The organism is Mycobacterium sp. IDUB_3, assembly GCF_055419585.1.
In genome coordinates, this window is record NZ_JBVAXZ010000001.1 from 706,176 (window position 1) to 732,336 (window position 26,161).

The following is a 26,161-nucleotide window of genomic DNA, read 5'->3' on the forward strand; positions in this document are numbered from 1 at the left end:
TGCGTTCTCCTGTCGTGTGAGTTCGTCTATGCACCATACGTACCGAAGGCTATGTATGGCCATATCCAAAGGGCGCGGACAGGCGGTACCCGCCGGGGTCGATCCCGACCGATCAGGAGTCGTACGCGCGCAGCAGCGCCCGCGTGCGTGCCCGGCCCTCCGGCGACGGATCGAATGCCGCGGCGACGTACTCGTCGACACCCGCGGCACTCAGTTCGTCGAGCCGGCCGCGGACCGCGTCCTCGTCGCCGATGATGGCGGCATCCTCCGGCCCCGCGTAGCCCTCGCGGTCGAGCATCGCGCGGTACGACGGCAGCTGGCCATAGATGACGAACTGTTCGGCCGCCTGCTTGCGGGCGGCGTCGACGTCATCGGTCACGCTGACGGGCAACGACGCGGCGACGCGCACCTGACCCTCACGTCCGGCATCGGCGGCGGCCTGGCGCAGCGTCGGCGCGACGTGCCCGGCCAGCGTCGCGGGTCCGGTCATCCAGGTGCAGGTGCCCGACGTGCGCCGGCCCGCGAGCTTGAGCATTTGGGGACCCAGCGCCGCGATGTAGACGTCGGGCCGCGGCGCCCCCGAAATCATCAGGGCGCCGCGAGTTGTCACCGTCTCCCCCGCGGCGTCGGCGCGTTCACCGGCCAGCAGGGGCAGCAGCCCGTCGAGGTATTCGTTCATCCTGCGCACCGGCTTGTCCCACGGGATACCCCACATTCCCTCGGTGACCGCCTGATGGGTCATGCCGAGCCCGAGCGTGAAGCGGCCGCCCGACGCGAGGCTCACCGTGAGGGCGCGCTGCGCCATCTGCATCGGATGCTGGTTTTGGATGGGCACCACACCGCTGGCCACCTCGATCGTGTCGACCTCGTGCAACGCGATGGCCAGGATCGTGAGAAGGTCTGGCTCGTAAGGCAATTGGCTCATCCACACGCGGCTGAAGCCTTCATCGCGAAGCATAGCGAGGTTGGCGATCGTGGCGTCGATCGGCGACTCACTGCCCGCTGCGCTGAGTTGCCCGAACATAGAAACCTGCATGGCCCACACGCTCCTCTGCGTCGCCTTCCGCGGTGGAACGTTGTCGTCGTTCGCTGTCCCGCCAGGCGTTCCCCACCATGCTCTCAAGCGGCGGCCGCAATCGCGAGAGTGGCGGCGGCGGCCGCCGAACCCGGCTCAGCCGACGATGTCGAAGACGGCCGCGGCCGAGGTGACCGCCTTGTCGGCGTTGCCCTCGTCGTGCAGCAGCATCCGGACGCCGACGCGCCCGGGTCCGCCGGGATGCGCGGTGCCCTCGACCCGGAAAGGCCCCACCTTGCCGCGCGACATGAACATCACGTGCCAGTTGACGACCTGCAGCTTCTTGGTCCCGGCCACCTCGGCGGCGAGGTCGATCGCCGCGGTTTCGAGGACGACGTGCTGGGGTCCGATGTGCAACGCGGCATCCGGTGACGCGAGTTCGGTGCTCAGTTCGGGCAGTATCCAGTGGCCGTCGGCCCGCCGGCTGGCACCGAAGGCCTGCCACAACGGCGGCAAATCGGGAGAGTCCTCAACCACCAGCTCGGTGCCCGAAACATCCATGCGGTCCAGGCCTTCCGGCGGGGTGCCGATGATCGCGCCCTGCCCCTCGTTGAAGGCGATCACCCGACTGGGGTTGTCGGCGTCGACGATGGTGCAACGCCCGTAGCCCATGGTGCGGCCCTGGTGCACGATGCCCGACCCGACGATCTCGATCCTCTCGACGTCGTAGCCGGGATCGACGATCTGTACCGACGCGATGACCGGATTGGGCACGGCGACCATGTCGGTCTGGCAACCCTCCGGGGAGGAAATGGCCAACGGCGCCACCATGATTCCGCCCGCTTCGTTGCGCATGTCGCGGCGGATGGTGACGGTCTCGTCGGTCTCCCCCAGGTTCATCGACGAGTGTTTGCGACCTATGTAGCGGTAGCTCAGTAGGCCGGTCCAACGCCGGTACAGTTCGTCGCGGTAGGCGTCGGAGTCTCCCATCAACTCTCGGATGTCACGAAGTTGACCGCTCAAATCTGTTCGCCTCCTTAGCTTTTGCCGCGCCGCACCTGGTTGAAAGGCACACCGCGGTCGTCGGCACGCTCGCGCGGGAAGTTCAGCACCCGCTCGCCGATCACATTGCGCGCCATCTCGGTGGTACCGCCTCCGATGCTGGCCGTCTGGCGGCCCAGATAGCGCGTCCCGATATCGACCAACCCGCCCCCGTCGTCAACCACGGCCGCCGAGCCCGCCACGGCCAGTGCGGTGTCGGTCTCGACGTCGTGCACCTCGGCCATGTACAGCCGGATGATCGACCCGGCGGCGGGCGGCAGGGATCCGCCGGCCACGGCGTGGAAGACGTGCTCACTGAGTTGGCCATGCACGGCACGGTGCACCAGCGCCCGGCCGACCATCTCCTCAAGTCGTTGGTTGCCGGATTGGTTCGTCTTGTCGATCAGCGATACCAGGTCGACCGAAACATCATGGGCCTCAGCGATTCCCGGCCCGCTGGTGTACTCCGAGCCGTCGCCCATGGTGCGCCGCTCGTGGTAGAGCTGCCGCGACGCGACGTCCCATCCCTTGCCCGGCTCACCCACCACCGCGTCGTCGCCCACGTCGACGTCGTCAAAGAATTCCTCGCAGAACTCGATGGAACCGTTGACCTGCTGGATGCGGTTGATCGTCACACCCCGATGTTGCAATGGCACCAAAAACATCGTCAGCCCGTCGTGTTTGGGCACGTCCCAGTTGGTCCTGGCCAGACACAGGCCGTAGTCGGCGGCGAACGCCCACGTGCTCCAGGTCTTGGCGCCGTTGATGATCCATCGTCCGTCCCGGCGGTCGGCGCGCGTGATGACACCCGCCAGATCCGATCCCCCGTTGGGCTCGGACAGCAGCTGCACCAGCACCTCGTCGCCGCGCAATGCGGCGGAAATGTGCGTGCGCTTCTGCTCCTCGCTGCCCATGTCGAGAATCGTTGCGCAGCAGATGGCGAATGACGGGACGTTGAGCAGGAGCGGAGTCTCATACCCCTGGGACTCGATGTCGAACGCCTTCTTGTATTCGTAGCTCAGTCCGAGCCCGCCATACTCGCGCGGGAAACAGATCCCGGCGAATCCGCCGTCCCACAGCCGCTTTTGCAGTTCGCGAGCCCGGTGCCAGGACTGCAGCTCATCGCGTTCCAGCTGCGCCGCCTGCGCCGGATCGAGTCGTGGCATGGTCGCGGCCAACCAGGCCCTGGCCCGGGTCCGAAATTCCGCGACCGACTCGGAAGTCACCGGATGGCCTCTCGTTCGAGCGTCGACCTTGTGCTGGGCGACTGTACAGCAACCACCACGCGGGTGTACAGGTTGGCGCCTCAGGAGCCGTTCAACGTCACCGCTGCGCGAATGAGCGCCGTCAACGCCTTCTCATCGATCGTGTCGCCCTCGTGGAAGTCGATCGCGCGTCTGGTGTTTCCATCCAGGCTGGAGTTGAACAGACCCGTGGGATCCTGCAGCGACGCGCCCTTGGCGAAGGTCATCTTCACGACGTTCTTGTACGTCTCGCCGGTGCAGACCATCCCGTTGTGATACCAGGTGGGCACGCCCCGCCACTTCCACTCTTCGACCACGTCGGGGTCGGCCTTCTTGATCAGTTGCCTGATGCGCGCGAGCGTCTCACCACGCCAATCCCCCAATTCCTCGATCCGGGCGTCGATCAGTTCGGCGGGAGATTTGGCTGCGGCGTCGTCCTTGGGGTTCGCCATCGTGGCTCGCTTTCGGTGAGGTTGTCGCTCGCCGGACCGTACATCAACCGATGGGCCTGCCCTGGCCCACACGCCAAGCCCCCGTGTTCGGCAGCAAGGCCGCCCGCAAGTAATCTGCGGTCGATCACTATGACCGACACACATCCCTTCGACGAAGCCCTCCACCTCGACCCGATAGGCGCGGACGGCAGGCGCGGCCGCACGCACCCGGAGTGGGCCAACATGGTCGGACCGTTCGGTGGGATCACCGCCGCCGTCATGCTGCATGCAGTCGAGGCACACCCGGATCGCATCGGGGAACCGCTGGCCCTGACCGTCAACTACGCCGCGCCCATCGCCGACGGCGACTTCGACATCAGGTTGCGGGCCGCGCGCACCAACCGGACCAATCAGCACTGGATCGTCGAGCTCATCCAGGACGACGTGGTCAAGACGACTGCGACCGCGATCTTCGCGGTCCGGCGCGAGAGTTGGGCCGACACGGAGAGCCACCCGCCGAGTGCGCCGGCGCCAGAGCAGGTTCCCGCGGTCGATCCGGGCCTCGTTCGGTGGACCAGCCTGTACGAGACCCGGTACGTCGAGGGCGCGATGCCCGGCAAGGCCGGGGATCCGAGCCCGTCGTCGACCTCCACCCTGTGGGTTCGCGACGGCGCGGGACGCCCGGTCGACTTTCCCGCACTCGCCGCGCTGTGCGACATCTTCTACCCGCGGGTGTTCCTGCGCCGCGGCGGCTTCGTCCCGTCCGGGACCATCTCGCTGACCACGTATTTCCACGCCGATCAGCCCCAGCTCGACGCCCTTGGCAACGACTTCGTGCTGGCCACCGCGCACGCGAACCGCTTTTCCCGCGGCTATTTCGACCAGAGCGCGAAAGTGTGGACCCGGGCGGGCGGGCTGCTGGCCACCACACATCAGATCGTCTACTTCAAAGGGTGACGAGTTTACACTTCGCCAGTGAAACGTCACGTCGGGACGCTTACCGAATGAATCGAGCCGCAATGACAGAGAGCGCGGAGGGCCTGGTGGCCGAGTCGCTGCTGGCGATCGAATCCATCAAGCAGCTCAAGGCCCGCTATTGCCGCCACCTGGACACCAAGGACTGGGCGGCGTGGCGGACGATTTTCGCCGACGACTTCCTCAGCGACACGTCCGAAGCCGGCGGCAAGGTGATCGCCGGCGCCGACGATTTCGTGGCGTTCACCCGCAAGGCCCTTGGCCGCCCGACGCAGCCCACCGCCCACCAGGTGCACACGCCCGAAATCGAGCTCACCTCGGCGACGACGGCGCGCGGAACGTGGGCGCTGCAAGACGTGGTCCGATTCGGGCCCGGGGTAACCTTGGTCGGCTACGGCCACTACCACGAGACCTACGAGAAGATCGGCGGCCAGTGGCTTATCAAGAGCTCCAAGCTAACTCGACTCCGCGAGGACATCGTGACGCCGTTCTTCTCGATCTACGTCTCGCCCCGCATCCGCACGGCGATCGGCAGGATCGCCGACCGACTGATGGATCGGTGACGCGCCCATGACAGTCGACACCGTGTTGGTCACCGGCGCGTTCGGGCAAGTCGGTAAGCGCTGCACGCAGATCCTGCTGGAGCGGGGACGGACCGCCGTCGCGATGGATCTGCGCAACGACAACACCGTCGCCACCGAAAAAGACCTCGCCACCGGCGGGCAGCCGGGGACGCTGATTCCCGCGTACACCGATCTCCTGGACGCCGAGGCGGTGAGCGAGCTCGTCGCGGCTCATAACCCCGGAGCCGTCGTTCACCTGGCCGCCGTCGTCTCCCCGCTGTCGTACCGCAACCCCGGGCTAGCCCGGCGCGTCAATGTCGGTGGGACCCAGAACCTTTTGGCGGCCTGCGCATCACTCCCCCGCCCGCCGCTGTTCCTGATGGCCTCCAGCGCCGCCGTATACGGATCGCGCAACCCCTACCGTCAGCCCGAGCGCATCACCCCGGACACCCCGGTGAACCCCATCGATCAATACGGCCAGGACAAAGTGCTCGCCGAGGCGGCCATCCGTGGCAGCGGACTGCCGTACGCGCTCTTCCGGCTGGGCGGCGTCATCTCGCCGGACACCAGCTCGACCGTCAACGGCGATTCGCTGCTGCTGATGCGATCGATGCCAGGCGACAACCGCATGCACGCGGTGGACGCGCGCGATGTGGCGCTGGCGTTCGCCAACGGTGTCGACCGGGAGGCGACCATTTCCGGCAAAGTCGTGCTCATCGGCGGCAACGAGTCCTACGTGCTGACGCAGCGCGCCCTCGAGGACGGCCTGATGGAGGCCTTCGGCTTGGGTGCGCTGGGCCCGTCGGCCAGCCTGCCCGGCGACCCGGCCGACGACCGCGGCTGGAGTTTCACCGGCTGGTACGACACCACCGAAGCGCAGTCGTTGCTGGACTTCCAGGAGCACGACTGGGGCCAGACGCTGGCGTGGCTTGCCGAATCGCAGGGCCGCCTGCGCCTCCTTTTGCGGGTGCTTGCCCCGGTGCTGCGGCCGGCGCTGCGTGCGGTTCTGCTCGTTCAGCGCCGGCTCGAGGGACGTGGCCCCTACGCCGACCCGTGGTCGCTGATCGAGAAGAAGTACGGCACAGCGGCATGGGCGAGCGTCGACTAGCGCGCACTAGCACCAGCCACTAGCGGTCGATCCAGGCCAGCTGCGCCTCGGCGTGATGCCCGCCGACGGGCGGGGTGAGTCCATCCAGTCTGGCCAGTTGGTCGTCGGAAAGTTCCACCGCGTCGGCACCGACGTTTTCTTCCAGGCGCGTGACACGCTTGGTTCCCGGAATGGGCACGATGTCAGGGCCTTTCGCGATCAGCCAGGCCAAGGCGACCTGAGCCGGCGTCGCGCCGACGTCCGCGCTGATGTCGCGCACCTCGTCCGCGCACCGCAGGTTGTGCTGAAAATTGTCGTCAAAGAATCGCGGGTTGGTCTTGCGGTAGTCGGTATCGGGCAGCTCCCCGGTGGAGCGGATGGCGCCGGTGAGGAAGCCGCGGCCCAACGGCGAATAGGCGACGAACCCGATGCCCAACTCGCGCAGCGCCGGCAGGATCTCGTCTTCCTGATCGCGCGTCCACAGCGAGTATTCCGATTGGACGGCCGTAACGGGGTGCACCGCGTGGGCGCGACGAATGGTGTCCACACCGACTTCTGACAGGCCGATGTGCCGGATCTTCCCGGCGGCCACCAGCTCGGCCAGCGCGCCGACCGTCTCTTCGATCGGGGTCTGGCGGTCGAGGCGGTGCTGGTAATACAGATCGATATGGTCGGTCGCCAACCGTTGCAGCGAACCGTCCACGGCGACGCGGACGCTGGCGGGGCTGCTGTCGAGGCCATCGCGGCCGGTGTGCGAAATCAGGCCGAATTTCGTTGCCAGCACTACTTGATCGCGTCGCCCCCGCAGGGCACGGGCGAGAAGTTCCTCGTTGACATAGGGGCCGTAGACCTCGGCGGTGTCGAGCAGCGTGACACCCAGGTCGATGGCGCGATGAACGGTGCGGATCGATTCGGCGTCGTCACTGCCCGCGCCGGCATAGGCCACCGACATCCCCATCGCACCCAATCCGAGGCGACCGACCTGTAACTCGGCGAGTTGAGCCAATTTCATGGGATGTCTCCTGTTCTACGGTTGCGCGAGACCCCGCTGAGTGCTGGACGGTACCGTGACGCTTGTGCCGCGTCGAGCTTCCCCCGATCTGATGGACCGCGCAAACACCCCGCGACCGGCCCGCAATCTGGCGGTCGACTACTACCGGGTATCGGGTGTGGTGCTGATCGTGCTGGGGCACTGGCTGGCCGGATCGGTGACCTACCACGACGGACAATTCGGCCGGCAGAACCCGCTGGTCGACCTGCCCTGGACCCAGTGGCTGACGTGGCCCTTCCAGGCGGTGCCGGCATTCTTCCTGGTTGCCGGCTACGCAGCCGCGGTGTCCTGGACCCATCGGCACGACACCGACGGCGTTTCGCGCCGAACCTGGGTGCAGCACCGGTTGGCGCGAGTCCTCGGGCCCACGGCGGTGTACGCCGTGCTGGTGTCACTGGTGGTGGTGGCCCTGGGCACCCTCGGGGTGGCCGGCTCGGTGCTCGAGTACGCCGGCTGGGCGGTGGCGATGCACCTGTGGTTCCTGGCCGTGTATCTGGTAGTGGTATCGCTGACGCCGATTGCGATTGCCGCACAACGCCGTTGGGGACTGCTGGTGCCAGGGGTGCTCGCGTTGGCCGTCGCCGCGGTGGACGTCGCCCGGCTCGCCGGGCACGTTCCCTACCTCAACTGGGTGAATTATCTGCTGGGTTGGGGCACCCTGTATCAGCTCGGGATCGCTTGGCACGGTGGGTCCTTGGCCGGCCGCAAACCCTGGCTACTGGCCGGCGTTTCCGCGGTGGCGTTGGCGCTGCTGGTCTGGCTGAAGATCTATCCGGTCAGCATGATCGGCGTTCCCGGACAGACCATCGACAACACGACACCACCGACGGTGGCCCTGTTGGCGTTCGGGAGCGCCCAAACCGGGGTCGCGATGGCGCTCGCGCCCGCGCTCAACCGTGCGCTACGCGCCATCCGCGTCGAGCGCGCGTTGTCGGTCGCCAACAACAACATCATGGCCCTTTACCTGTGGCACATGATTCCCGTCGTCATCGTGGCGATCGTCGGTTATCCGGCCGGGCTGTTGCCGCAACCCCCCGAAGGCAGCGCAGGCTGGTGGCTGGCTCGGCTGGAATGGGTGGTCACCCTGAGCGTCGTGACCGCGGCCGAGATGATGCTGCTGTTCTGGGCGCGAAGACTTTTCGCCGCTCCCCTGCCGCTGCTCGGTGTCCCGCTCACGCAGCGCTGGGTGGAGCCGGTGATGTTAGCCGGTGCCGCGATGGCGGCCTACGCGCTGTCCATGGTGGCCGCCGAGGGCTTCGCCCCCGGCGGGCGCTTTCCCTGGCTGACCGCAGTGATCTTCGCGGCCGGAGCGCTACTGGCGGCGTTTCGGCCCGCTCGGCAGCCACGGGTAGAGGCCTAACTCTCGTCAAAGAGGCTGTCGGGCAACGGATGCCGGCATATCGCGCTTGCCTCGCCGGCACTGAGTCCGAAGAGCCGGAGCACGCTTTCGGTGACCGTGTCGGTGGCGCGCGCGTCGTCGCGGTCGGGCTGATCACGCAAGAGGTTGCCCAGCCCCAGCAACGCGCCCCCGGCCATGGCGAGGGCGAGTTCGGGATCATCCACCGTGAACCGGCCGGCCTCGATCCCCGCTTTGACATCGCGCAGGGCGCGTGGCGCCAATCCAGCGGGTGAGGACAATAGGGCCAACCCGTTGGCCAACAGGATCTGGCTCTCCTGCGGGCGTCGCCGGAAGAGCCGGCCGGTAAGTCGGAAACTGGTGGCGAACGTCTCCGCCGGGTCGTCGATGGATTCGGTGAGCCGGTCCAGCATCGCCCCGTACGCGTCCAGAACTTCGGCAACCGCCGCGTCGAACAGTTGCTCCTTGCTGTCGAAGTGGTTGTAGAACGAACCCATCCCGACGTCGGCGGCCTGAGTGATTTCCAGCACCGGCACGTGGACCTTGCCCTCGGCGATCAGCCGCTGCGCGGCGCTGACCAAGGCCGCGCGGGTGCGCTGCTTGCGCCGCGCCAAGCGGTTGGGCGTCTGACTATCGGGCATCGCACTCATCTCCAGCAGTATGCCTCAGTTATGAGGATTCCGTCAGAAAGCTTGACTGAACGTTGACTCGTATGTGACGATTTCGTCAGTTAGTGTGGGAGATGGCGATGAGGTTGAGCAAGAACGTGCGGCTGGGTGCGCACAGCGAGCAGGGTGCGCTCCCCGGCGAGCACCCCGGCCGGTCGCGCAACCCGGTGATCAAAGTCGTCGACATTGCCTGGCTGGTGTTCGAGCGACCCGATCTGACGCGCGCCGAGGCATTCGCGCGGGCCTTTGGTTTCCAGACGGCCCAGCGCGGCCCGGACGAAGTGCATTTGCGTGGCACGCTGGCCGGCGGACCCTGCCTCATCCTGCGTCGCGGGCCCCGACGACGCGTCGCCGGCGTGGCGTTCCGGGCCTGCGACGAGGCGGACGTGCTCAGGTTGGCCGAGGCCCACGACGCTCGCACGCGGCCGCTGCCCGACGCCGTCGGCGGCCTCGCGGTCGATCTGGTCGACCCCAGTGGGACGCCGGTCAGCGTTGCGGCGGGCATGATCGATCTACCGGACCTTGGTGGGCAGCAACCCCTTTCGCTCAATTACGGACCCCACCCGCGGCGCCTCAACGAACCCCAGCGTCCGCGGCGGGCACCCGCCCGCGTGTTGAGCCTGGGCCATCTGGTCATGCAGTCCACGAGGTACCTCGAGGCGCTGAACTGGTACCTGGACAACCTGGGGATGATCGTCAGCGACTTCCTGTACTTCCCGGGCCAGCGCGACCGGGGACCGACGATGAGTTTCATCCGGTGCGATCGAGGCTTGTCCCCGGCCGACCATCACACGCTTGCGCTCGCGCTCGGCCCGGCCAACCGCTACGTCCATTCGGCGTATCAGGTCAGCGACCTCGATGCCCTGGCCGCCGGCGGCGAATACCTGCGCGAGCGCGGCTATTTCCGTTCCTGGGGAATCGGCAGACACATTCAGGGCAGTCAGATCTTCGACTACTGGCGAGATCCCGACGGCTACCTGTTCGAGCACTTCGCCGACGGCGACCTGTTCGACAACACGCTCGAACCCGGATGGGCGCCCTTCACCGCTTCGGGGCTGGCCCAATGGGGGCCGGCGGCGAGCAAGGACTTTCTTGGAACGGACCTCAAAGCTGCTCGCCACGAATTGGTTTCGATCGCCACCGCACTGCGTGCACGCAACGAATTCGACATCGGCCGCCTGGCCGGACTACGAAAAGTGCCTGCCTCATGACCGTTTCCGTCCTGCATACCGCCGACGCTTGGTGGGTCAAGACCGCGAAGGGTGCCGCAAAGATCGACACCGCCGCCACCAGCACCGCGGGGCTGCTGGCCGACCGAGCCGCTATCGACGCGGCTGCCGCCAGTGCCGACGTCGTCGGGCTCGACGGTTTGCGATTGATCTCACCGGTGACCAGGCCGTGCCGGGTGATCGCCCAGATGACCAACTTCGAATCGCACGTCAAAGACGCGGGCATGGATCCGTCGTCGGTTCCACTGACCTTCTTTCGCAAGGCATCGGCATCGATCAATGGTCCGTTCGACGACATCGTCAAACCGACACACGTCAAGTTGCTCGACTACGAGGTGGAGACCGGGCTGGTGATCGGGCGCACGATCCCGGTCGGCACCGGCATCACCGACGCGAACCTGAGCGACTTCATCGCCGGGCTGGTCGTCACCAACGACGTCTCGGCGCGCGATGTGCAGCTTCCGCAGACCCAGTTCTACGAGGCCAAGTCGTACCCGACGTTCACTCCGGTGGGCCCGGAGCTGGTGCTGCTCAGCGCGGACGAACTGAGGCGGTTCGGCGATCTGCGGCTGCGGTTGCACGTCAACGGCGACGAGCGCCAGAATGCGCTCGTCGACCCCGACATGCTCTACCATCCGCTGCAGGCGCTCCAGTCGCTCACCCAGTTTCAGGAACTCGGGCCCGGCGATCTGGTGCTCACCGGCACACCGGCAGGAACCGCTTTGAGCGCTCCGCCGAAACCGTTGCAGATCATCGGAAATCTGTTGCCGCCCAACCTCAAGTGGAAGGTGTTCTTCTCACGCCAGGCCAACAACCCGAAGTACCTGCAAGACGGTGACATCGTGGAGGCCTCGATCAGCACCGATGACGGTGCCATCGATCTCGGAACCCAGCGCGCCACAGTACGATTCGCGTGAACACTGGTGACGTCCCGCGCGGCGCGGTTGTCATTGTCGGCGCCGGACCAACCGGCATTACCGCCGCGACCCTGCTGGCGCAATACGACTTGGATTGCCTGCTGCTCGATCGTTGGCCCGCCGTGTACCCGCAACCGCGGGCCGTGCACCTGGACGACGAGGTGTATCGCATCCTCGCCCGTCTCGGCGTCGCCGACGACTTCGCGTCAATCTCCAGGCCCACGCGGGGATTGCGGTTGCTGGGTGCGGATTTTGGCCTCCTCGCCCAGTTCGACCGCGACCAGTCCCACGCTGCGAACGGCTTCCCGCAGGCCAACATGTTCGACCAGCCGGAGCTCGAGTCGTTGCTGCGTGCCAACCTCAAGCGCTACCCCAACGCGCGGTTGTGCGGCAACTCCGAGGTCACCGAGATCGCCGACGGCGCGGATGGCATCTGTGTCACGTTCACCGACCGCTCCGACGGCCAAGTGCACCAGGTGCACGCCGACTATGTACTCGGATGTGACGGCGCCAACAGCATGGTGCGCACCCATATTGGTGCGACGATGCGGGACTTGCACTTTGAGCAACGCTGGCTGGTCGTCGATGTGGCCACCGAGGCCGATTTGGGTCAGTGGGAGGGCGTGCACCAGGTATGCGACCCGGCGCGTGCCGCGACGTACATGCGCGTTGGAGATGCCCGCTACCGATGGGAGTTTCAGCTGCTGGCCGGTGAAACGGCCGAGAACTTCGGCACATTGGACGCATTGCGGTCGTTGATCGCGCCCTGGACGACGAGGGCAGCTAGCAGCGACCTGACCGTGCTGCGCGTCGCCGAGTACACCTTTCACGCCCAGATCGCCGACCGGTGGCGCCGCGGCAACGTATTCATTCTCGGCGACGCGGCACACCTCACTCCCCCATTCATCGGCCAAGGTTTGGGGGCGGGGGTTCGGGACGCGGCCAACCTGGCGTGGAAGCTCGCCGCGGTCCATCACGGCCGTATGGGTGCGGAGGCGTTGGACAGCTACGAGCAGGAACGCGCGCCGCATACCCGGCAGATGATCCGGTTGGCGTTGGGGGTCGGCTGGGCGATGACCGGCGGCGGCCGCGCGGGCGACGTGGCGCGCCGGCTGCTGTTGCCGCGGCTGCGCTTCATTCCGGGACTGCGCCATCGAATCGTCGACTCGACTACGCCTCCGCTGCATTGCTCTGCGCTGGTTGACAATTCGCGGCGGCGGGGCCGGCTCTCGGGCAGGCTGTGCCCGAATCCCTTGCTGCGCGACGGTCGGCGCCTCGATGATGCGCTGGGCGTAGGTTTCGGGATGGTCACCATGGTTCCCCCGGCGGTCGCCGACGACGCATCCCTGCGGCGGCGCGGCGTCGTCGTCCTGATCCCCCAACCCGGCGATGACCTGGCGACGTGGTTGCGCCGGGGTCGCGCAAGCGCTGCAGTCGTGCGCCCCGACCGGACCGTCGCCCGGGCCGGACGGGATGTCGCGGCATTGTGCGCGTGGACGACCGAGGTGCTGCGCTAACGGCGGTGATCGCTCTATCCCGCCGGCGGCCGAGCGACGATGATCGGCACCCGGACCGAGTGCAGGACCGCGTTGCTGACCGAACCCAACAACATCCTGCTCAGGCTGCCCCGACCGTGGCTGCCAACGACCACAAGCTGCGCAGTCTCTGACTTATCAATGAGGTGCCGCGCCGCCCGGTCTTGAGCGATGAGCCGATGAACGGTGACGTCGGGATAGCGTTCTTGCCACCCGGCCAGGCTCTCGGCGAGACTGCGTTCCGCTTCGCCTTCGACCGCCGGCCAATCGATCTCGAAGACTTCGACCAATGCGGCGTCGCTCCATGCGTGAATGGCAACCAAATCCACACCGCGACGAGACGCCTCGTCGAACGCGATTTCGGTCGCAAGTTCGGAAGCCGGTGAGCCATCGGTGCCCAGCAGGACGGGGGCATTGCGCGGATCCGGCACTTCTTCGTCCCTCACCACCGCGACCGGACAATTCGCGTGCCGCACCACGGTCGAGCTCACCGACCCCAGCAGGCCACGTGCCAGTAGCCCGCGGCCGGAGCTACCCACGACGATCATCTCCGCCGCATCGGACATCGTCAGCAGGGCCGACGCCGGGGCCGCGTAGACCAGTTTCCTGCCGATGGGCACCGTGCGATCGGCCGGCATCGCGTCTTCAGCAACCTTCGTCGCGTGCATGATCGCCTTCTTGCCTTCGTCTTCCAGGCTCGTGACGAGGGACTCAGGATACGGAACCGGCGGGAATGTCGCGGTGGGAGTTGACACCGCGTGCACGACGGTCAGCGGGATGTTTCTCATCGCCGCCTCCCGGGCCGCCCAGCCCGCGGCGACAGTTGACGCCGGCGAACCGTCGACCGCGACGACGATACCGAGTTCTTTGACGGGTGCCGACATTGCGTTCTCCCTCCATCGTTACCAACGCTATCCGAGGAGGGCGTGTCAATCGTGAGGCTTTAGTCCTCAACCGTCGGGCCGGAGGTTTCCCGTCGCCGGCTAGATCTTGCGCCGTTGCAGTTGCGCGATGATCCAGAACGGCAACGCCACGAACACGGTGCCGCCGATAAGGTTTCCCAGGGTGGTGATGCCGATGTTGGTGAGCAATCCGTGCTGACCGAAACCCCACCCGATCGCGCCACGTGGCGCGACCGGGTGGAAGAGGTTGAGCAGCAGGGGAAGACCGAGAAATCCGACATTCGCGATCACGTGCTGGGTACCGCCGATGACGAAAGCGAACGGCCCGTAGAACGCGAACGCCATCCGGGCGACGTCACTTCGGGCCTTGAAGAACATGCACATCGAGGTCTGCAGGAACCACGTGCACACGACAGCGAGCAGCAATGCCGTCCAGAAGGGTTGGCCTGCCTTCAGCGTGCCGACGGTCGCCGCTCGCTCGGCGAACGCGCCCAGGTAGGGGCCGCCCGCCGCGGCGCACACCGTGACGAACACCAGCGCGCCCAGGATGTTGCCGACGAGCCCGACGGTCACCAGCACGATGTAGCTGCGCACGCTCAGCGTGCGCTTGAGCACGGCGAGAAAGCCTGCGGCCATGTCCGCGGTGATCAGTGACATGCCCGACACCAGGATGAGGACGAAGGACATCCCGAAGGCCAGGCCCATCAAAAGGCTTGCCACACCGGGTGTCTTGACGCCGGTGCTCACCACCAACGACAGCAGGGCCCCGAACGCCACCATCACTCCACCCACCAAGGAGCGCATCAGGAATGCCCAGGGGTGTGCGGCCTTTTCCACGGCCATCGCCGCCACCCGATCCACCATGGCGCCCACCGACAACGGTTCGAACGGGTCCTCGGTCGGGCCGCTTGCCCTGACGCCGGAACCGAACGCGGTCACGTTATCCGCAACCACGGAATCGCTGTGCAGCTGCGGGGCTTCAGCGTTGATCGTCATCCGAGTTCGCCTTTCAAAGTGTTGATCGCGTTGATGACGCCCGCAATGTGACCCTCGCTGAGCTGCTCACCGTCGAAGACGTGGTTGAGCAGGATCTTGAGGTCGAGCATCTGTTGCAGGTAGATCAGGCAGGGTGGGCATTCGTCGAGGTGTTTGGCCACGATCGGCCCCCACTGTTGCGGGTCGGAGTCGACGAGATCGTCGACCAGGCGCACGAAGTCGACGCAATCGATGGCGGGGACGGTGTTGTCATGAACGGTCATCGTTGATACCGCTTTTCCAATTCGGCTCGGAGATTTCCCCGGGCGCGGTAGAGCAGCGCCCGCTGCGCCTCGGCGGACAGTTCGAGAAGCGCGGCCGCCTCGTCTGCCGAGGTTCCGACGATGTCACGCAGGATGACCAGTTGCCGTTGCCGTTCGGGTAACGAGTCCAGCGCCGCCCGCACGTAGCCGAGGAGTTCACTTTCCACGGTGTGATCTTCGGGGAGAAATCGCCGCGACGGCGGCACGCGCCAATGTCCGGCATCGGGGTGACCGGCGGGATGCATGCGGCCCGACAGCGGGTCGTCGGACTCACCCTGCGTCGCGGCGGCCAACACCTCATGGTGGCGGATCCGCGATTCCCGTCGCCGGTGCCGCGATGCGGTGTGTTTGACGATGCTGAACAGCCAAGTGCTCACCGACGAACGTCCCTGAAACGAATCCGACGACTGCAACACCTGCACCCATGCCTCCTGCACGGCTTCCTCGGCAACCGTCGCTGAATCCACCATGGTGCGAGCGAAATTCACCATCGGCCGGTGAAAGTCGCGCACCAGACTGGCCAGCGGGACCCCGCCGACCAGCCGTTCGGATTCGGCGCCCTCCGGCGGCACCGCCACCGGAGTCACCATCGACCCGCGCTCAGGCGCATCTGGCCAGTTCCCAGCGCAGTTGCCCTTCGGACGGCGACTGGACGGGGACGAACGCGGCCTCCCGATAGCGCCGGCTTGCCGGCGTCCTGCTCGCGTACCCCTTTCCGCCGGCGGTCCGGATCTCCAAGTCGGCGCTGGCGCTGGATAATTCGGCCGCCGCGAGCCGTAGGGACAACAGCTCCTTCTTGGCGGGCGGCTGGGCTCCCCCCACCGCCGCCGCCAGATTCGCCAGCGTGGCTTCGGCGCCGATCAGCTTCTGCGTGACGCGGTCGACATCGTCACCGAACACCGCGTTGACGCCATCGAGTCCCAGCCGGGCCTGATCCAGAGTCGTCCGGGTCAGCCCCAGGCACATGGCCGACTGCAGGACAAGGAAAGTCGGGCGCACCGCCTGCAGGAAGCCCGCGAAGTCGCGTGACAGCACCTGTCCGGCGGGAACGTAGGCGCCATCCAGGTTCAGGTAGGAGGAGGCGGTGCTGCCCATGGCCAGCAGATCGAAATGCTCGCCAACGACCACCCCGGGTGTGCCAAGGGCCAGCGCGACGATCAATCTCTCGCCGGCATCGGTACGCACCGCGGTCACCATCGTCGAGTCGGGATACAGGTTGCTGGCCCACCTGATCGGACCCGACACCCGGTAGCCGCCGGCCACGGACGTGGCGGTCAACTCCACGCTGCCGCATCCGGCAGCCTCCTTGAACGCCGCGGCCATGCCGGTAACCCCCAGCACCGTTCCCGAAAGCAACGGCGCGACCGCAGCGTTACTGAATTCGGTTGCGGCCGTGAGCAGATACTCGATCGCCATGCGATGCGCCCACAACGAGAACCCGGTGCTCATGCATGCCCCGGAGATCAACCGGATCACCTCGGCCATCGCCGGAAGCCGGTTGTCGATATTGCCCGGAGCGCCGATCCCGAGCAGGCCGGCGTGGCCCAGTCCGGTGAAGCTGCGACGGGACTGATCTTCGCCCCGGTCCAACACCGCGGCGTGAGCCCGAATATCCTCCAACAGTTCGACTTTCAACGTGCCGGCCGCGGGGTCCATGGTCGCGGTCATTTCGCTCATTCGGTGATCAGAGTCGAGTCGACACTTACCGGGCTGCGAAACGTGTTCACCACCGGTGACCAGGCGATGGCGTTGTCGTGGATCTCTTTCAGCGTGGCATCGTCAGCGTCGCCTGCCAGGCTCACCCTGCAGCGGACCGCGCTGAATCCCAGGCGCTTGTCCTGCGGGGTGTCCCCGACCCCCCACACCGCGGAGATGTCGATGTCGCCTTCCATCTCGACCTCGATCTTGGTCAGCGTCACGCCACGGTGGGTCGCGTTGGCCAACAGGCCCACCGACACGCACGAGCCCAGCGCGGCCAGCGCGGTCTCCGAGGGATTGGGGGCCGAGTCATCACCTAGCAGTGCGTGTGGCTCGCCTACCAGCAAAGGCGCCAGGTCCCTGACGTAGGTCATGTTGCGGAATCCGTTCTCACACACCGTCGTGGCTTTGAGTGTCTTCCTACCTGTCTCGGGGTCGGCCTTGGCGTTACACGACAGCCGGTCGAGGCCTTCGGCGTCGATGACGAGCGCATCGGTCATGTGACTCTCTCTCCGTTTCTCGCTGATTCTGCGGCTTCACGGAGTTAGTGCGCGGCGGGCGCCGATCCGTGACGGCCGGCGCGGTTGATTTACCGGCTCGACACGAAACATCACACGTCTGAAACGTCGCGCCGCCGACCTATCACCGGCGATCGGCGAGGTTTGCTCAGCTGAACAGGCTTTGCCCGATGTAGTGGCCTTCAGCCGGCGGCGGCGGCACCGCGAAGATTGCTGACCCGATGTGGCGGATGTATTCGTTGAGTAGGTCGTGCGCGCCCAGCCGGTTCTGTAGACGAATAAAATCTTGGGGATCTTTTTGGTACGAGATGAACAGCAGACCGGCGTTGAGTTGACCGTTGGCATCGAGACCGTCGGTGTAGTTGTAGGACCGTCGGCGGATCATGATTCCGTCGTTGTTTTCCCGGGCGGCAAGGCCGACGTGTGACATCGGATCGATGAGCGGGTTGCCGTCGGCACCTTTGGCGGCGAAATTCGGTGTGTCGAATTCCTGCTTGCCGCTCAGCGGCGCCCCTTCTTCTTTGGTGCGCCCGAAGATCCTCTGCTGATTGCCGATCCGGTCCACATCCCATGTCTCCATCAACATCCGGATCTTGCGGACGACCTGGTACGTCCCGCCGTTCATCCAAGGCTGGTCGCTGTTGTCGACCCAGACGAATTTGGCGTACTCCTCGTCGGTGGCGATGTTGCGGGTACCGTCCTTGAATCCCAGGAGGTTTCGTGGCGTGTGCTGGCCGGGTCCGGCGGAGGCGCGTCCGAAACCCAATACCGCCCAGTATGGCGAGACGATGTTGCGGCCGAGCCGGGCCAGGTTGCGCACGGCGTGGTAGCAGACCTGGGGGTCGTCGGCGCAGGCCTGCACGGACAGATCGCCGCCGTGCAGGCGGGGATCCAGGTTGTCGCCGTTGAGCGGCGGCAGGTCGGTGAACGCGGCGGGTCGCCGGGAGGCCAGTCCGAACCGGTCGCCGAACAGCGACGGGCCCAACCCGATGGTGACGGTGAGACTGGCGGGGCTCAGCCCGTAGGCCTCGCCGGTGTCGACCGGCGGCTGGACCTCGACCTGGGGCTGAACGGTTCCGACCGGCTTGCCCTGCTGCAGGATCGCGGCGGCCGCCGACCAGCGCGCCAACAGGGTCTGCAGCTCGGCGCGGCCCGCGCCGCCGGCCACGGAGAACGACATGAACATGGCGTAACGCTGTGGCGGCGTGTCGATTCCACCCTGGTGGGGCTGGCCGTAGAAGGGGTAGCTGCGGCGTAGATCGACGGTGTCGTGGTCGTCACCGCGTTGTCCCGCCGCCATCGCGTGACCGGCGAAACCGCCACCGACGGCGCCGATGGCCGCGCCGCCGAGCCCGGCCAGCATGGCGCCGCCGAGGGCGCGCCGCCGCGACACCGTGGTGGCGTCCGCCGGTGTGCCGGTGTTGTTCGGGTCGCCGTCGGAGGGTCCGGTGGTGTCGTCGGTCATGATCAGCCGGCCGTGACGACTTTTTGGGCGACGGTGGACAGGCTCTGGTGCAGCGGCTGGATCACCGCGGTCAACTTCGGTGCGTCGCTGGCCTTCAGCGCCGGGGTGTAGGTCTTGTAGCCGCCGAGGGCGGCCGGGTCGCGATACCCGTCCAGCGTGGCGAGCACGGTCTGGAACTGCTGATCGATCTGGTGGACCAGATTGGCGTCGATCTTCTCCAGGCCCGGCCGGAGCGAGGCGTACGCCTGCTGTGCGCCTTCGACGTTGCCCGAAAAGTCCACCAGGTCAATGTGACTGAAGGCCTCTTCCTCTCCGGTGATCTTGGTGTTCTGGATCTCTTCGATCAGGTCGCTGGCGCCGTTGGCCAGGTCCTCGGGTTTGTACTGCAGGCTCGCGACGATGCCGTTCAATTTACCGACGTTGCCCACCAATTCGGTGCTGAGCGCCTTGGTCCCTGGCGTGATCGCACCGCCCTGCCACAGATCGCGCTCGATGGCGTGGAAGCCCTTCCAGCCGACCTTGGCGTCGACCGGGGACGACTCACGCATGTCGATCAGATAGTCGAGGTTGCCGGCATTGTCACCAACGGCGAAGCCTGGCAGCACGAAGCCCTCCACGGTGGATTCCGAACGCTCCCAGAACAATCGGGCTTTGGCGTAGGCCGCCTTTGCGGCGTCGACGTTGCCCGATTGCACGGCCGCGTCGAGTGCCTTCACGCCGTCGTTGAGCTGACCGATCTGGTTCACGATGTAAGCGGCGTAGTCCTTGGTGCCCTGGCTCAGGATGCTGGCCACGGTGCCCGTCGGCGTCGCCGGGGCTTTACCCGTCACCGTCAGGGTCTGGTATTCGGTGCTCGCACCCGGGCAGTAGAGCTGGTAGGCGCCGCCGTCCAGCGAGACCGTGAACGACACCGGGTCCAGGCCGGGAGCGAGGTTCTCCTTCTCGCCCACAATCCGCTGGTCCCTGAGCAATTCGACCTCACTGATGCCGGGTGCATTCGTGTTGGCGACCGTGAAGGTCACCGGCCCGGCGGGCGCACTGGTGGTGTCCAGAGCGCAGCCGTCCTTGCCGCCGTTGTTGGCCAGGGTCACCTTGACCGTGTTGGCGCTGCCCTGCTTCGACTGCTGTGCATGGTTCGAGTTGTCGCCCGAATGGCTGCACGCGGTCACCGGAAACCCCGCCGCTGCAACAAGAATAGTTGCGGTCAGCCAGAAGTCACGAGACCGGCACGTTGCCGAGGCGATGCGACTCACCATCAATCGATTTCCTCTCATTCTCTTGCCGGTGGTCCACACGCGCCGAGGCTATCGCTGACAGCGCGCACGCCAACGCAAAACCCGCTAATACCAGTGGAAGCCAGAAATTCCAGAGCTGCCGCTCCCCGCGATCGCGGTCGCTCGCGACGATCTCAGCCACCGTCGCGTGGTCTTCGGCAGCGGACGTGGACCAGTCCGTCGCCAGCCCGCCGAGACTGACGGTCTTGGCCCCCGTCAACCCACCACCGGTCAAAATCGCCGTGCGGTTGCTCGTCGTGTGCGCACTGATCACGGAATCACCCCGTGCGAACACGGTGTACGCGGTGGTCGTCGACCATTGGCCCTGAAACGGCCCCGGAGTGCGGCCGGCCGCGAGACCCACCGGCAGCCGGCCCCCCGCCATGCTCAGCAACTGATCCAGCGTGACTTCCGGCGAACCGTCGGCCCCGGCGGCCTCGGAAGCCTGCCACACCTGTACCGGCACGCCGTCCACCGTTTGGTCGTCTGCGGGGATCAGCACGACGTTGCGGACGGTCGAGGCGCCCTGGGGGACGACGGTCAGCTCGCGTCCATGCGGCCCGGTCACCATCGACACCGCAGCGGTGTGGCCGTCGCGGTCGGTGACGGTGCGCACCCGCAGCGTCTGCGCCGAGCTGGCGGCGGGCGTCATGACGGCCAGCCCCGCCCCCGCGATGAGCAGCACCGCCGACGTCGCCGCCAGCAGCCTGCTGCGGGCTCGCGGCGCGGCGGCGAGCCGGGCGGGCCAGAGGAAAACGACCAGTACCGGTACGGCATACAGGAGCCAGCCCAGCACCTCGATGAGGCGCGGGTCGGCGGGGATGCCGAACACCCCGGTCGTCGCCGCGCCCAGCACCGAATCGCTCGGCATCCAGCCCGACAGGTCGAGCACCTGTCGCTGGCCGAGGGTTACCCACCCGGCCTCGTGCGCGGTGCGTAGCGCACCCAGCACCAGCCCGGCGGCGATCAGCACCAGAAAGACCCCGGTGACCCGGAAGAACCGGCCGAGGTTGATCCGCAGGCCGCCGTAGTACAGGCCCACGCCGAGCCCCACCGAGGTGACGATGCCCACGGCCCCGCCCAGCACGGCGAACCACCGGTTGCCGTGCGACGTCTCGGCGGCCGCCAGCAAGAACACCGACGTCTCGAAGCCTTCTTTGAGAACGGCGAGGAACGCCATGACGGCCAGGGCGAAGGCGCCACCACGGTTGACGGCCTGGCGGGCTTCGCGCTCGAGTTCCCCCTTGAGCTGCGCGGCGTTGCCGTTCATCCAGATGATCATCGACGTCACGAACACCACCGCGATGGCGTTGATGACGGTCTCCATCATCTCTTGCTGCGCTTGCGGCAGGCTGGCGGCGAACAGGTCGAGGCCGACGCCCACGCCCACGCTGAGCAGCACGGCGATGGCGACACCGGCGAACATCGGGCGGATGGACTGGCCGTTTCGCTTGAGGAAGGCACCGACGATGCTCACGATGAGCGACGCCTCGAGGCCTTCGCGAAGACCGATGAGGAACGTGCCGATAAATACGCCGAATACGCCCTGCATACGCCCTGTTTCTGTCCCGCGGATCGGGACTGTTGGCTTAGCGTAGCCTAACTAACCGACGGGCATTTAGCCCTGGTCCGCTGGCCGCCGCGTCAGGAGACCGGCGCCGTCACGAAGTCGATGAGTTCTTCGACCCGACTGATCAGTGCGGGCTCCAGATCGTTCCAGTCGCGCACCCGCGAACGGATTTGCCGCCATGCCCTGGCGATGTCCGCCTGGTCGTTGTGGGGCAAACCGAGCGCCTGGCATACGCCGTGTTTCCACTCCACCTGCCGCGGCACCTTCGGCCAGGCGTCCAGGCCCAACCGCTGCGGTTTCACGGCCTGCCAGATGTCGACGTAGGGATGACCGACGACCAGCGTGTCGGTGCCGCCCGGGCCTCGGCGCACCGCATCGGCGATCCGCGCCTCCTTGGAACCCGCGACGAGGTGATCGACGAGCACCCCCAGCCGGCGCCGGGGCCCCGGAGCGAATTCGGCGACGATGTCCACCAGGTCGTCGACGCCGCCGAGTTGTTCGACGACCACACCTTCGATTCGCAAGTCCTCACCCCACACCTGCGCGATCAACTCGGCGTCGTGGCGACCCTCGACGTAGATGCGGCTCGCCCGGGCGACGCGGGCGCGAACACCAGATAGGGCGACCGAACCGGACGCGGTCCTGCCCCCGGCGGTCGGCGCCGGCCGGCGCGGCGCCGTAAGGATGACGGGACGTCCCTCGAGCAAATACCCAGGGCCCAAAGGGAAGCCACGCACGTGACCGCGCCGGTCTTCCAGGTCCACTCGACCGTATTCCACGCGCACGATCGCGCCGACGTAACCCGTCTCAACGTCTTCGACCACCAGGCCCAGCTCGGCCGGGTGTTCGGTCGAGCGCGGCTTGCGTCGCCCCGCGGCCAGGACATCGGTTCCATAGCGATCCACCACGCGGCAATACTAGAAAGCCTTGCGGCGAAACGCCGTTACGGCGCGCCACGATCGACGAATCGTCACCCAAGTCACTCTCGGAGCGCCTGCGCCTCCGGTCGTAAAAAATGCGTTTTAACTGTGTGGCGTTACTCAGCTGATGGGCTCGCCGATGGTAGGTTGCTAGCTAAGGCAAGCACTGCCGTATACGCGCAACCTGCGGCGGTTAGCGAGGTGGACATATGGACCTGTCGCATTGGGTGACGAGCATTGTGGCTTTTGTGCGGGCCGGCTACCCCTCCGGCATGCCGGCCACCGGGCACGTGCCGCTGGTGGCGTTGACGCGCCGACGGCTCTGCGACGACGACATCACCGCCATCGCAAGGGATCTCATCGCGCACCGGCTCTGGCCGATCGGTTCCGTTGATATCGGCGTCGAGATCACCCGGATCACCAACCAGCTGCCCTCCCCCGACGACGTCGCGCGCATCCAGCGACGCGTCCATGCGCTTCGCTGCTCCCGCGGATAGGCAGCGCCGAACGATTCACCACCGCCACGGTGATTTACGCACCGGGTTCAACAGATTCGGCGGCCATCCACGCCGAAGAAATGCAGGTGCCCGGGTTCCGGATGCAGGCGTACCCTGCTGCCTTTCTGCGGTGGGTTGCGCCCGTCGGCCCGCGCGACGATGGGCGCGTCGATTACCTTGCCGGAGCCGGTGATTCGCCCATACAAGTAGGCGTCTGCGCCCAGCTCCTCCACCACGTCGACCTCCATCTCGACACCGAGGCCACCCAGCTCGAAATGTTCGGGACGGACCCCGACCACGACCTCACCTCCGCTGCTGGCGATCTCCCGGGGCAGAGTTATGGGCCAATCACCCAGCGCCACAGCCGAATCCATGATGGGAAGGGTGAACAGGTTCATCGCCGGCGATCCGATGAAACCCGCCACGAAGACGTTGTCCGGGTTCCGGTAGAGCTCGCGGGGCGGCGCGAACTGTTGCAGCACCCCGTCGCGCAGAACGGCGACGCGGTCACCCATGGTCATGGCCTCGACCTGGTCGTGGGTGACGTAGACGGTGGTGGTGCCCAGCCGCCGTTGTAACGCGGCGATCTGGTTACGCGTCTGCACCCGGAGTTTCGCGTCGAGATTGGACAGCGGTTCGTCCATCAGGAACACGTGTGGCCGGCGCACGATCGCGCGGCCCATCGCCACTCGTTGGCGCTGCCCACCGGAGAGATCCTTCGGTTTGCGGTCGAGATAGAGTTGCAGGTCAAGGAGTTTCGCCGCGTCCAGCACCCGCTCACGAATCTGCTCCTTCGGCGTCTTGGCGATCTTCATGGCAAAGCCCATGTTCTGGGCCACCGTCATGTGCGGGTAGAGCGCGTAGTTCTGAAAGACCATCGCGACGTCGCGATCCTTCGGATCGACGTTGGTCACGTCTCGGTCGCCGATCCGGATATGCCCGGAGTCCACGGCTTCCAGCCCGGCCACCATGCGCAGCGACGTGGTCTTGCCGCAGCCGGACGGTCCGACCAAGACGACGAATTCGCCGTCGTTCACGACGAGGTCCAGGTTGTCCAGGGCCGGACGATCGGCTCCCGGGTAGCGCCGGGTCGCTTGCTCGAATGTCACCGAGGCCATGGCTAGCCGCCCATTCCGGTGACGGCGATTCCTCGGACAAACGAGCGTTGCGCGATGGCGTAGATGATGACCAGGGGCAGCATGATAAGCATCGAGGTTGCCATCAGAACCGGCCACCGGGCAACATATTCGCCCTTCATCCGGACCAGGCCCAGGGTCAGGGTGGCCAGGCTGTCGCGCTGAATCATCAGCAGCGGCCACAGGAAATCGTTCCAGACGTTGACCCAGGTGAGCACGGCGAGCACCATCACCGCCGGTCGTGCATGGGGCAGCAGGATTCGCCAGTAGACCTGCCACGGCGTACAACCGTCGAGTATCGCGGCCTCCTCCAGATCGGTGGGCAGGGTGCGGAAGAACTGCCGCATCAGGTACGTGCCGAATGCACTGCCGAAAAAACCGGGCGCGATCATCGCCCACGGGGTGTCGACCCAGCCCAGGGTCCGCATCACCAGGAACTGCGGGATCACGGTCACCGTCAGGGGCACCATCAACGTGCCGAGATAGACGACGAACAGCGCATCGCGGCCGCGGAAATCCAGTCGCGCGAAGGCATATCCGGCCAGTGAGCAAAAGAAGACATGCCCGGCGGTGACGCACCCCGCGTACAGCACGGTATTGAAGAACATGCGCCCGAACGGCATCAGCGCGAACACCTCGGTGTAGTTGGACCACCGCGGGTGGGCCGGCAGCAGCGTGGGCTCGCTGACCTCGCCTTCCGTTTTCAGCGATCCCGACACCGCCCACGCGATCGGGAACAGGGCACACCAGGCGACGGCGAGCAGCGCGCCATAGACGATGCCGCCGCGCACCACGGTGCGCCTGATGAGACCCTCACTTAAGCCCACGCGACGTCTCCAGCGATCGTCGATGGCTGACACGCAACTGCACCACGGTCAGCACCAGCAACACTGCGAACATCACCCACGCCAGCGCGGAGGCGTATCCGAATTCGAGGAACGAGAACGCATGCTGGAAGAGCATGATGCCCAGGACGTAGGTCGCCGATTCCGGCCCGCCGCTGGGGCCGTTGAGGACATAGACCATGTCAAACGCCTGGAAGGCGTGGATGACCGAGATGATGATCACGAACGATATGGACCCCCGGATCAACGGAACGGTGATGGAGACGAATTGCCTTATCTCGCTGGCGCCGTCGATCTTGGCCGCCTCGTAGACCGTTCCCGGTACACCCTGCATCGCGGCCAGCAGGACGACGGTGGCGAAGGGCACGCTGCGCCAGACGCTGACGATGCACAGCGAGGCCATGGCCCAGTGCGGGTCGACCAACCACGGGACCGGGCCGAGCCCTAGCCAGCCGAGCATGATGTTGAGCAAGCCGTTGTCGGTGTTGAAGACGAACTGCCACACGACCGCCATCACGACCGACGAGATAGCCAGCGGCAGAAAGACAATCGTCCGGAAGATGCCGATACCCCGGACTTTCTGGTTCAGCACCCCCGCGACGGCCAGGCTGATGAAGACCGTCGGCACCACCGTGCCGATGGTGAAGATCACCGTGTTGCGGATTGCGATCAGGAAGAGCGGATCGGAGGTGAACAGGTCTGAAAAGTTCTTCAGGCCCACAAACTTCGGCGGGGTGAACACATCCCATTGCTGAAAGCTCATGTACAGCGAAAAGCCCAGCGGAAAGAGCATGAACACGGCGACCGCCAGCATGTTGGGCGCGACGAACAACCGGCCCGCCCAGGCATGTCGGCGCCACGGGCTCGGGTCCTCCGGGGCGTTGCGCGCCGCCCTCCCGGCCGGGGCGATCCCGCCAGGTGCGTC

The 26,161-nt window shown here is 66.3% G+C and carries 26 protein-coding genes and 1 pseudogene; 8 read left to right on the top strand and 19 right to left on the bottom strand.

Annotation, left to right across the window (positions count from 1 at the left end; genetic code table 11):
• Positions 1-112: 112 nt before the first annotated feature.
• The 4 genes from ACZYVJ_RS03070 to ACZYVJ_RS03085 form a co-directional block, all read right to left on the bottom strand.
• Complete coding sequence (locus ACZYVJ_RS03070; RefSeq protein WP_463829672.1) at positions 113-1,036, bottom strand: TIGR03564 family F420-dependent LLM class oxidoreductase; 924 nt, start codon at positions 1,034-1,036, stop codon at positions 113-115.
• 135 nt (positions 1,037-1,171) lie between these two features.
• Positions 1,172-2,038, bottom strand: coding sequence for a hypothetical protein (locus tag ACZYVJ_RS03075; RefSeq protein ID WP_463829673.1), 867 nt, complete (start codon positions 2,036-2,038; stop codon positions 1,172-1,174).
• A 14-nt stretch (positions 2,039-2,052) separates the two neighbouring features.
• The gene (locus ACZYVJ_RS03080) at positions 2,053-3,282 is read right to left on the bottom strand and encodes an acyl-CoA dehydrogenase family protein (RefSeq protein ID WP_463829674.1); all 1,230 of its coding nucleotides are present in this window, start codon (positions 3,280-3,282) and stop codon (positions 2,053-2,055) included.
• Between the two features lie 80 nt (positions 3,283-3,362).
• Positions 3,363-3,752, bottom strand: coding sequence for a DUF1801 domain-containing protein (locus tag ACZYVJ_RS03085; RefSeq protein WP_463829675.1), 390 nt, complete (start codon positions 3,750-3,752; stop codon positions 3,363-3,365).
• A gap of 129 nt (positions 3,753-3,881) precedes the next feature.
• Here ACZYVJ_RS03085 and ACZYVJ_RS03090 point away from each other — a divergent pair, with 129 nt between their 5' ends.
• The 3 genes from ACZYVJ_RS03090 to ACZYVJ_RS03100 all read left to right on the top strand — a co-directional run bounded on the left by ACZYVJ_RS03090 (position 3,882) and on the right by ACZYVJ_RS03100 (position 6,377).
• Positions 3,882-4,688, top strand: a complete 807-nt coding sequence (locus tag ACZYVJ_RS03090) for an acyl-CoA thioesterase (protein WP_463829676.1) — start codon at positions 3,882-3,884, stop codon at positions 4,686-4,688.
• A 62-nt stretch (positions 4,689-4,750) separates the two neighbouring features.
• The gene (locus tag ACZYVJ_RS03095) at positions 4,751-5,269 is read left to right on the top strand and encodes a nuclear transport factor 2 family protein (protein ID WP_463829677.1); all 519 of its coding nucleotides are present in this window, start codon (positions 4,751-4,753) and stop codon (positions 5,267-5,269) included.
• Between the two features lie 7 nt (positions 5,270-5,276).
• Positions 5,277-6,377 carry an NAD-dependent epimerase/dehydratase family protein gene (locus ACZYVJ_RS03100; protein WP_463829678.1) on the top strand — a complete coding sequence of 367 codons (1,101 nt, stop codon included), beginning with the start codon at positions 5,277-5,279 and terminating at the stop codon, positions 6,375-6,377.
• Positions 6,378-6,396: 19 nt separating this feature from the next.
• On the opposite strand, the gene ACZYVJ_RS03105 is transcribed toward ACZYVJ_RS03100, so the two are convergent.
• Complete coding sequence (locus tag ACZYVJ_RS03105) at positions 6,397-7,368, bottom strand: aldo/keto reductase (protein WP_463829679.1); 972 nt, start codon at positions 7,366-7,368, stop codon at positions 6,397-6,399.
• A 91-nt stretch (positions 7,369-7,459) separates the two neighbouring features.
• Between ACZYVJ_RS03105 and ACZYVJ_RS03110 the strand changes: the two genes are divergently transcribed.
• Positions 7,460-8,767, top strand: coding sequence for an acyltransferase family protein (locus ACZYVJ_RS03110; protein ID WP_463832809.1), 1,308 nt, complete (start codon positions 7,460-7,462; stop codon positions 8,765-8,767).
• On the opposite strand, the gene ACZYVJ_RS03115 is transcribed toward ACZYVJ_RS03110, so the two are convergent.
• Complete coding sequence (locus ACZYVJ_RS03115; protein WP_463829680.1) at positions 8,764-9,414, bottom strand: TetR/AcrR family transcriptional regulator; 651 nt, start codon at positions 9,412-9,414, stop codon at positions 8,764-8,766. The genes ACZYVJ_RS03110 and ACZYVJ_RS03115 overlap by 4 nt on opposite strands.
• 98 nt (positions 9,415-9,512) lie before the next feature.
• Here ACZYVJ_RS03115 and ACZYVJ_RS03120 point away from each other — a divergent pair, with 98 nt between their 5' ends.
• Genes ACZYVJ_RS03120 through mhpA form a run of 3 tightly spaced genes read left to right on the top strand, consistent with a single transcriptional unit; the run spans position 9,513 to position 13,095 of the window.
• Positions 9,513-10,643, top strand: coding sequence for a VOC family protein (locus ACZYVJ_RS03120; RefSeq protein ID WP_463829681.1), 1,131 nt, complete (start codon positions 9,513-9,515; stop codon positions 10,641-10,643).
• The gene (locus ACZYVJ_RS03125) at positions 10,640-11,578 is read left to right on the top strand and encodes a fumarylacetoacetate hydrolase family protein (RefSeq protein ID WP_463829682.1); all 939 of its coding nucleotides are present in this window, start codon (positions 10,640-10,642) and stop codon (positions 11,576-11,578) included. The genes ACZYVJ_RS03120 and ACZYVJ_RS03125 overlap by 4 nt, the downstream gene beginning before the upstream one ends.
• Positions 11,575-13,095, top strand: a complete 1,521-nt coding sequence (gene mhpA, locus ACZYVJ_RS03130; protein WP_463829683.1) for a bifunctional 3-(3-hydroxy-phenyl)propionate/3-hydroxycinnamic acid hydroxylase MhpA — start codon at positions 11,575-11,577, stop codon at positions 13,093-13,095. The genes ACZYVJ_RS03125 and mhpA overlap by 4 nt, the downstream gene beginning before the upstream one ends.
• 14 nt (positions 13,096-13,109) lie before the next feature.
• Here the strand turns inward: mhpA and ACZYVJ_RS03135 are convergent, their stop codons facing one another.
• The 10 genes from ACZYVJ_RS03135 to ACZYVJ_RS03180 all read right to left on the bottom strand — a co-directional run bounded on the left by ACZYVJ_RS03135 (position 13,110) and on the right by ACZYVJ_RS03180 (position 22,746).
• Positions 13,110-13,997 (bottom strand): universal stress protein, encoded by an 888-nt coding sequence (locus ACZYVJ_RS03135; protein WP_463829684.1) that lies wholly within the window; start codon positions 13,995-13,997, stop codon positions 13,110-13,112.
• Positions 13,998-14,096: 99 nt separating this feature from the next.
• Positions 14,097-15,011, bottom strand: coding sequence for a formate/nitrite transporter family protein (locus ACZYVJ_RS03140; RefSeq protein ID WP_463829685.1), 915 nt, complete (start codon positions 15,009-15,011; stop codon positions 14,097-14,099).
• On the bottom strand, positions 15,008-15,274 hold the full coding sequence (locus tag ACZYVJ_RS03145; protein ID WP_463829686.1) for a hypothetical protein: 267 nt from the start codon (positions 15,272-15,274) through the stop codon (positions 15,008-15,010). Before ACZYVJ_RS03145 ends, ACZYVJ_RS03140 begins: the two co-directional genes overlap by 4 nt.
• Positions 15,271-15,903 (bottom strand): RNA polymerase sigma factor, encoded by a 633-nt coding sequence (locus ACZYVJ_RS03150; protein WP_463829687.1) that lies wholly within the window; start codon positions 15,901-15,903, stop codon positions 15,271-15,273. The genes ACZYVJ_RS03145 and ACZYVJ_RS03150 overlap by 4 nt, the downstream gene beginning before the upstream one ends.
• Positions 15,904-15,913: 10 nt before the next feature.
• Entirely contained in the window at positions 15,914-16,981 is a 1,068-nt protein-coding gene (locus ACZYVJ_RS03155; protein WP_463832810.1) for an acyl-CoA dehydrogenase family protein, read from the bottom strand.
• A gap of 5 nt (positions 16,982-16,986) precedes the next feature.
• Entirely contained in the window at positions 16,987-17,511 is a 525-nt protein-coding gene (locus ACZYVJ_RS03160) for an OsmC family protein (protein WP_463829688.1), read from the bottom strand.
• 166 nt (positions 17,512-17,677) lie between these two features.
• Complete coding sequence (efeB, locus tag ACZYVJ_RS03165) at positions 17,678-18,994, bottom strand: iron uptake transporter deferrochelatase/peroxidase subunit (RefSeq protein ID WP_463829689.1); 1,317 nt, start codon at positions 18,992-18,994, stop codon at positions 17,678-17,680.
• A gap of 2 nt (positions 18,995-18,996) precedes the next feature.
• A complete protein-coding gene (gene efeO / locus ACZYVJ_RS03170; RefSeq protein ID WP_463829690.1) occupies positions 18,997-20,250 on the bottom strand; it encodes an iron uptake system protein EfeO in 1,254 nt (417 codons plus the stop codon).
• Positions 20,210-21,820, bottom strand: coding sequence for an iron uptake transporter permease EfeU (gene efeU / locus ACZYVJ_RS03175; RefSeq protein ID WP_463829692.1), 1,611 nt, complete (start codon positions 21,818-21,820; stop codon positions 20,210-20,212). The genes efeO and efeU overlap by 41 nt, the downstream gene beginning before the upstream one ends.
• A gap of 92 nt (positions 21,821-21,912) precedes the next feature.
• The gene (locus ACZYVJ_RS03180; RefSeq protein WP_463829693.1) at positions 21,913-22,746 is read right to left on the bottom strand and encodes a DUF3097 domain-containing protein; all 834 of its coding nucleotides are present in this window, start codon (positions 22,744-22,746) and stop codon (positions 21,913-21,915) included.
• A gap of 221 nt (positions 22,747-22,967) precedes the next feature.
• Here ACZYVJ_RS03180 and ACZYVJ_RS03185 point away from each other — a divergent pair, with 221 nt between their 5' ends.
• Entirely contained in the window at positions 22,968-23,255 is a 288-nt protein-coding gene (locus ACZYVJ_RS03185; RefSeq protein WP_463829694.1) for a DUF3349 domain-containing protein, read from the top strand.
• Between the two features lie 47 nt (positions 23,256-23,302).
• Here the strand turns inward: ACZYVJ_RS03185 and ACZYVJ_RS03190 are convergent, their stop codons facing one another.
• From ACZYVJ_RS03190 to ACZYVJ_RS03200, 3 genes and pseudogenes are all read right to left on the bottom strand, one after another.
• Entirely contained in the window at positions 23,303-24,373 is a 1,071-nt protein-coding gene (locus ACZYVJ_RS03190) for an ABC transporter ATP-binding protein (protein ID WP_463829695.1), read from the bottom strand.
• Positions 24,374-24,375: 2 nt separating this feature from the next.
• On the bottom strand, positions 24,376-25,197 hold the full coding sequence (locus ACZYVJ_RS03195) for a carbohydrate ABC transporter permease (RefSeq protein ID WP_463832812.1): 822 nt from the start codon (positions 25,195-25,197) through the stop codon (positions 24,376-24,378).
• A 7-nt stretch (positions 25,198-25,204) separates the two neighbouring features.
• Positions 25,205-26,154, bottom strand: a pseudogene (locus ACZYVJ_RS03200) (carbohydrate ABC transporter permease).
• Positions 26,155-26,161: the final 7 nt, after the last annotated feature.

Coding starts and splice junctions, on each gene's coding strand:
- ACZYVJ_RS03070 (WP_463829672.1), bottom strand. CDS start 1,036: ATGCAGGTTTCTATGTTCGGGCAACTCAGCGCAGCGGGCAGTGAGTCG.
- ACZYVJ_RS03085 (WP_463829675.1), bottom strand. CDS start 3,752: ATGGCGAACCCCAAGGACGACGCCGCAGCCAAATCTCCCGCCGAACTG.
- ACZYVJ_RS03090 (WP_463829676.1), top strand. CDS start 3,882: ATGACCGACACACATCCCTTCGACGAAGCCCTCCACCTCGACCCGATA.
- ACZYVJ_RS03095 (WP_463829677.1), top strand. CDS start 4,751: ATGACAGAGAGCGCGGAGGGCCTGGTGGCCGAGTCGCTGCTGGCGATC.
- ACZYVJ_RS03100 (WP_463829678.1), top strand. CDS start 5,277: ATGACAGTCGACACCGTGTTGGTCACCGGCGCGTTCGGGCAAGTCGGT.
- ACZYVJ_RS03105 (WP_463829679.1), bottom strand. CDS start 7,368: ATGAAATTGGCTCAACTCGCCGAGTTACAGGTCGGTCGCCTCGGATTG.
- ACZYVJ_RS03110 (WP_463832809.1), top strand. CDS start 7,460: ATGGACCGCGCAAACACCCCGCGACCGGCCCGCAATCTGGCGGTCGAC.
- ACZYVJ_RS03115 (WP_463829680.1), bottom strand. CDS start 9,414: ATGAGTGCGATGCCCGATAGTCAGACGCCCAACCGCTTGGCGCGGCGC.
- ACZYVJ_RS03120 (WP_463829681.1), top strand. CDS start 9,513: ATGAGGTTGAGCAAGAACGTGCGGCTGGGTGCGCACAGCGAGCAGGGT.
- ACZYVJ_RS03125 (WP_463829682.1), top strand. CDS start 10,640: ATGACCGTTTCCGTCCTGCATACCGCCGACGCTTGGTGGGTCAAGACC.
- ACZYVJ_RS03135 (WP_463829684.1), bottom strand. CDS start 13,997: ATGTCGGCACCCGTCAAAGAACTCGGTATCGTCGTCGCGGTCGACGGT.
- ACZYVJ_RS03140 (WP_463829685.1), bottom strand. CDS start 15,011: ATGACGATCAACGCTGAAGCCCCGCAGCTGCACAGCGATTCCGTGGTT.
- ACZYVJ_RS03145 (WP_463829686.1), bottom strand. CDS start 15,274: ATGACCGTTCATGACAACACCGTCCCCGCCATCGATTGCGTCGACTTC.
- ACZYVJ_RS03150 (WP_463829687.1), bottom strand. CDS start 15,903: ATGGTGACTCCGGTGGCGGTGCCGCCGGAGGGCGCCGAATCCGAACGG.
- ACZYVJ_RS03155 (WP_463832810.1), bottom strand. CDS start 16,981: ATGACCGCGACCATGGACCCCGCGGCCGGCACGTTGAAAGTCGAACTG.
- ACZYVJ_RS03160 (WP_463829688.1), bottom strand. CDS start 17,511: ATGACCGATGCGCTCGTCATCGACGCCGAAGGCCTCGACCGGCTGTCG.
- efeB (WP_463829689.1), bottom strand. CDS start 18,994: ATGACCGACGACACCACCGGACCCTCCGACGGCGACCCGAACAACACC.
- efeO (WP_463829690.1), bottom strand. CDS start 20,250: ATGGTGAGTCGCATCGCCTCGGCAACGTGCCGGTCTCGTGACTTCTGG.
- efeU (WP_463829692.1), bottom strand. CDS start 21,820: ATGCAGGGCGTATTCGGCGTATTTATCGGCACGTTCCTCATCGGTCTT.
- ACZYVJ_RS03185 (WP_463829694.1), top strand. CDS start 22,968: ATGGACCTGTCGCATTGGGTGACGAGCATTGTGGCTTTTGTGCGGGCC.
- ACZYVJ_RS03190 (WP_463829695.1), bottom strand. CDS start 24,373: ATGGCCTCGGTGACATTCGAGCAAGCGACCCGGCGCTACCCGGGAGCC.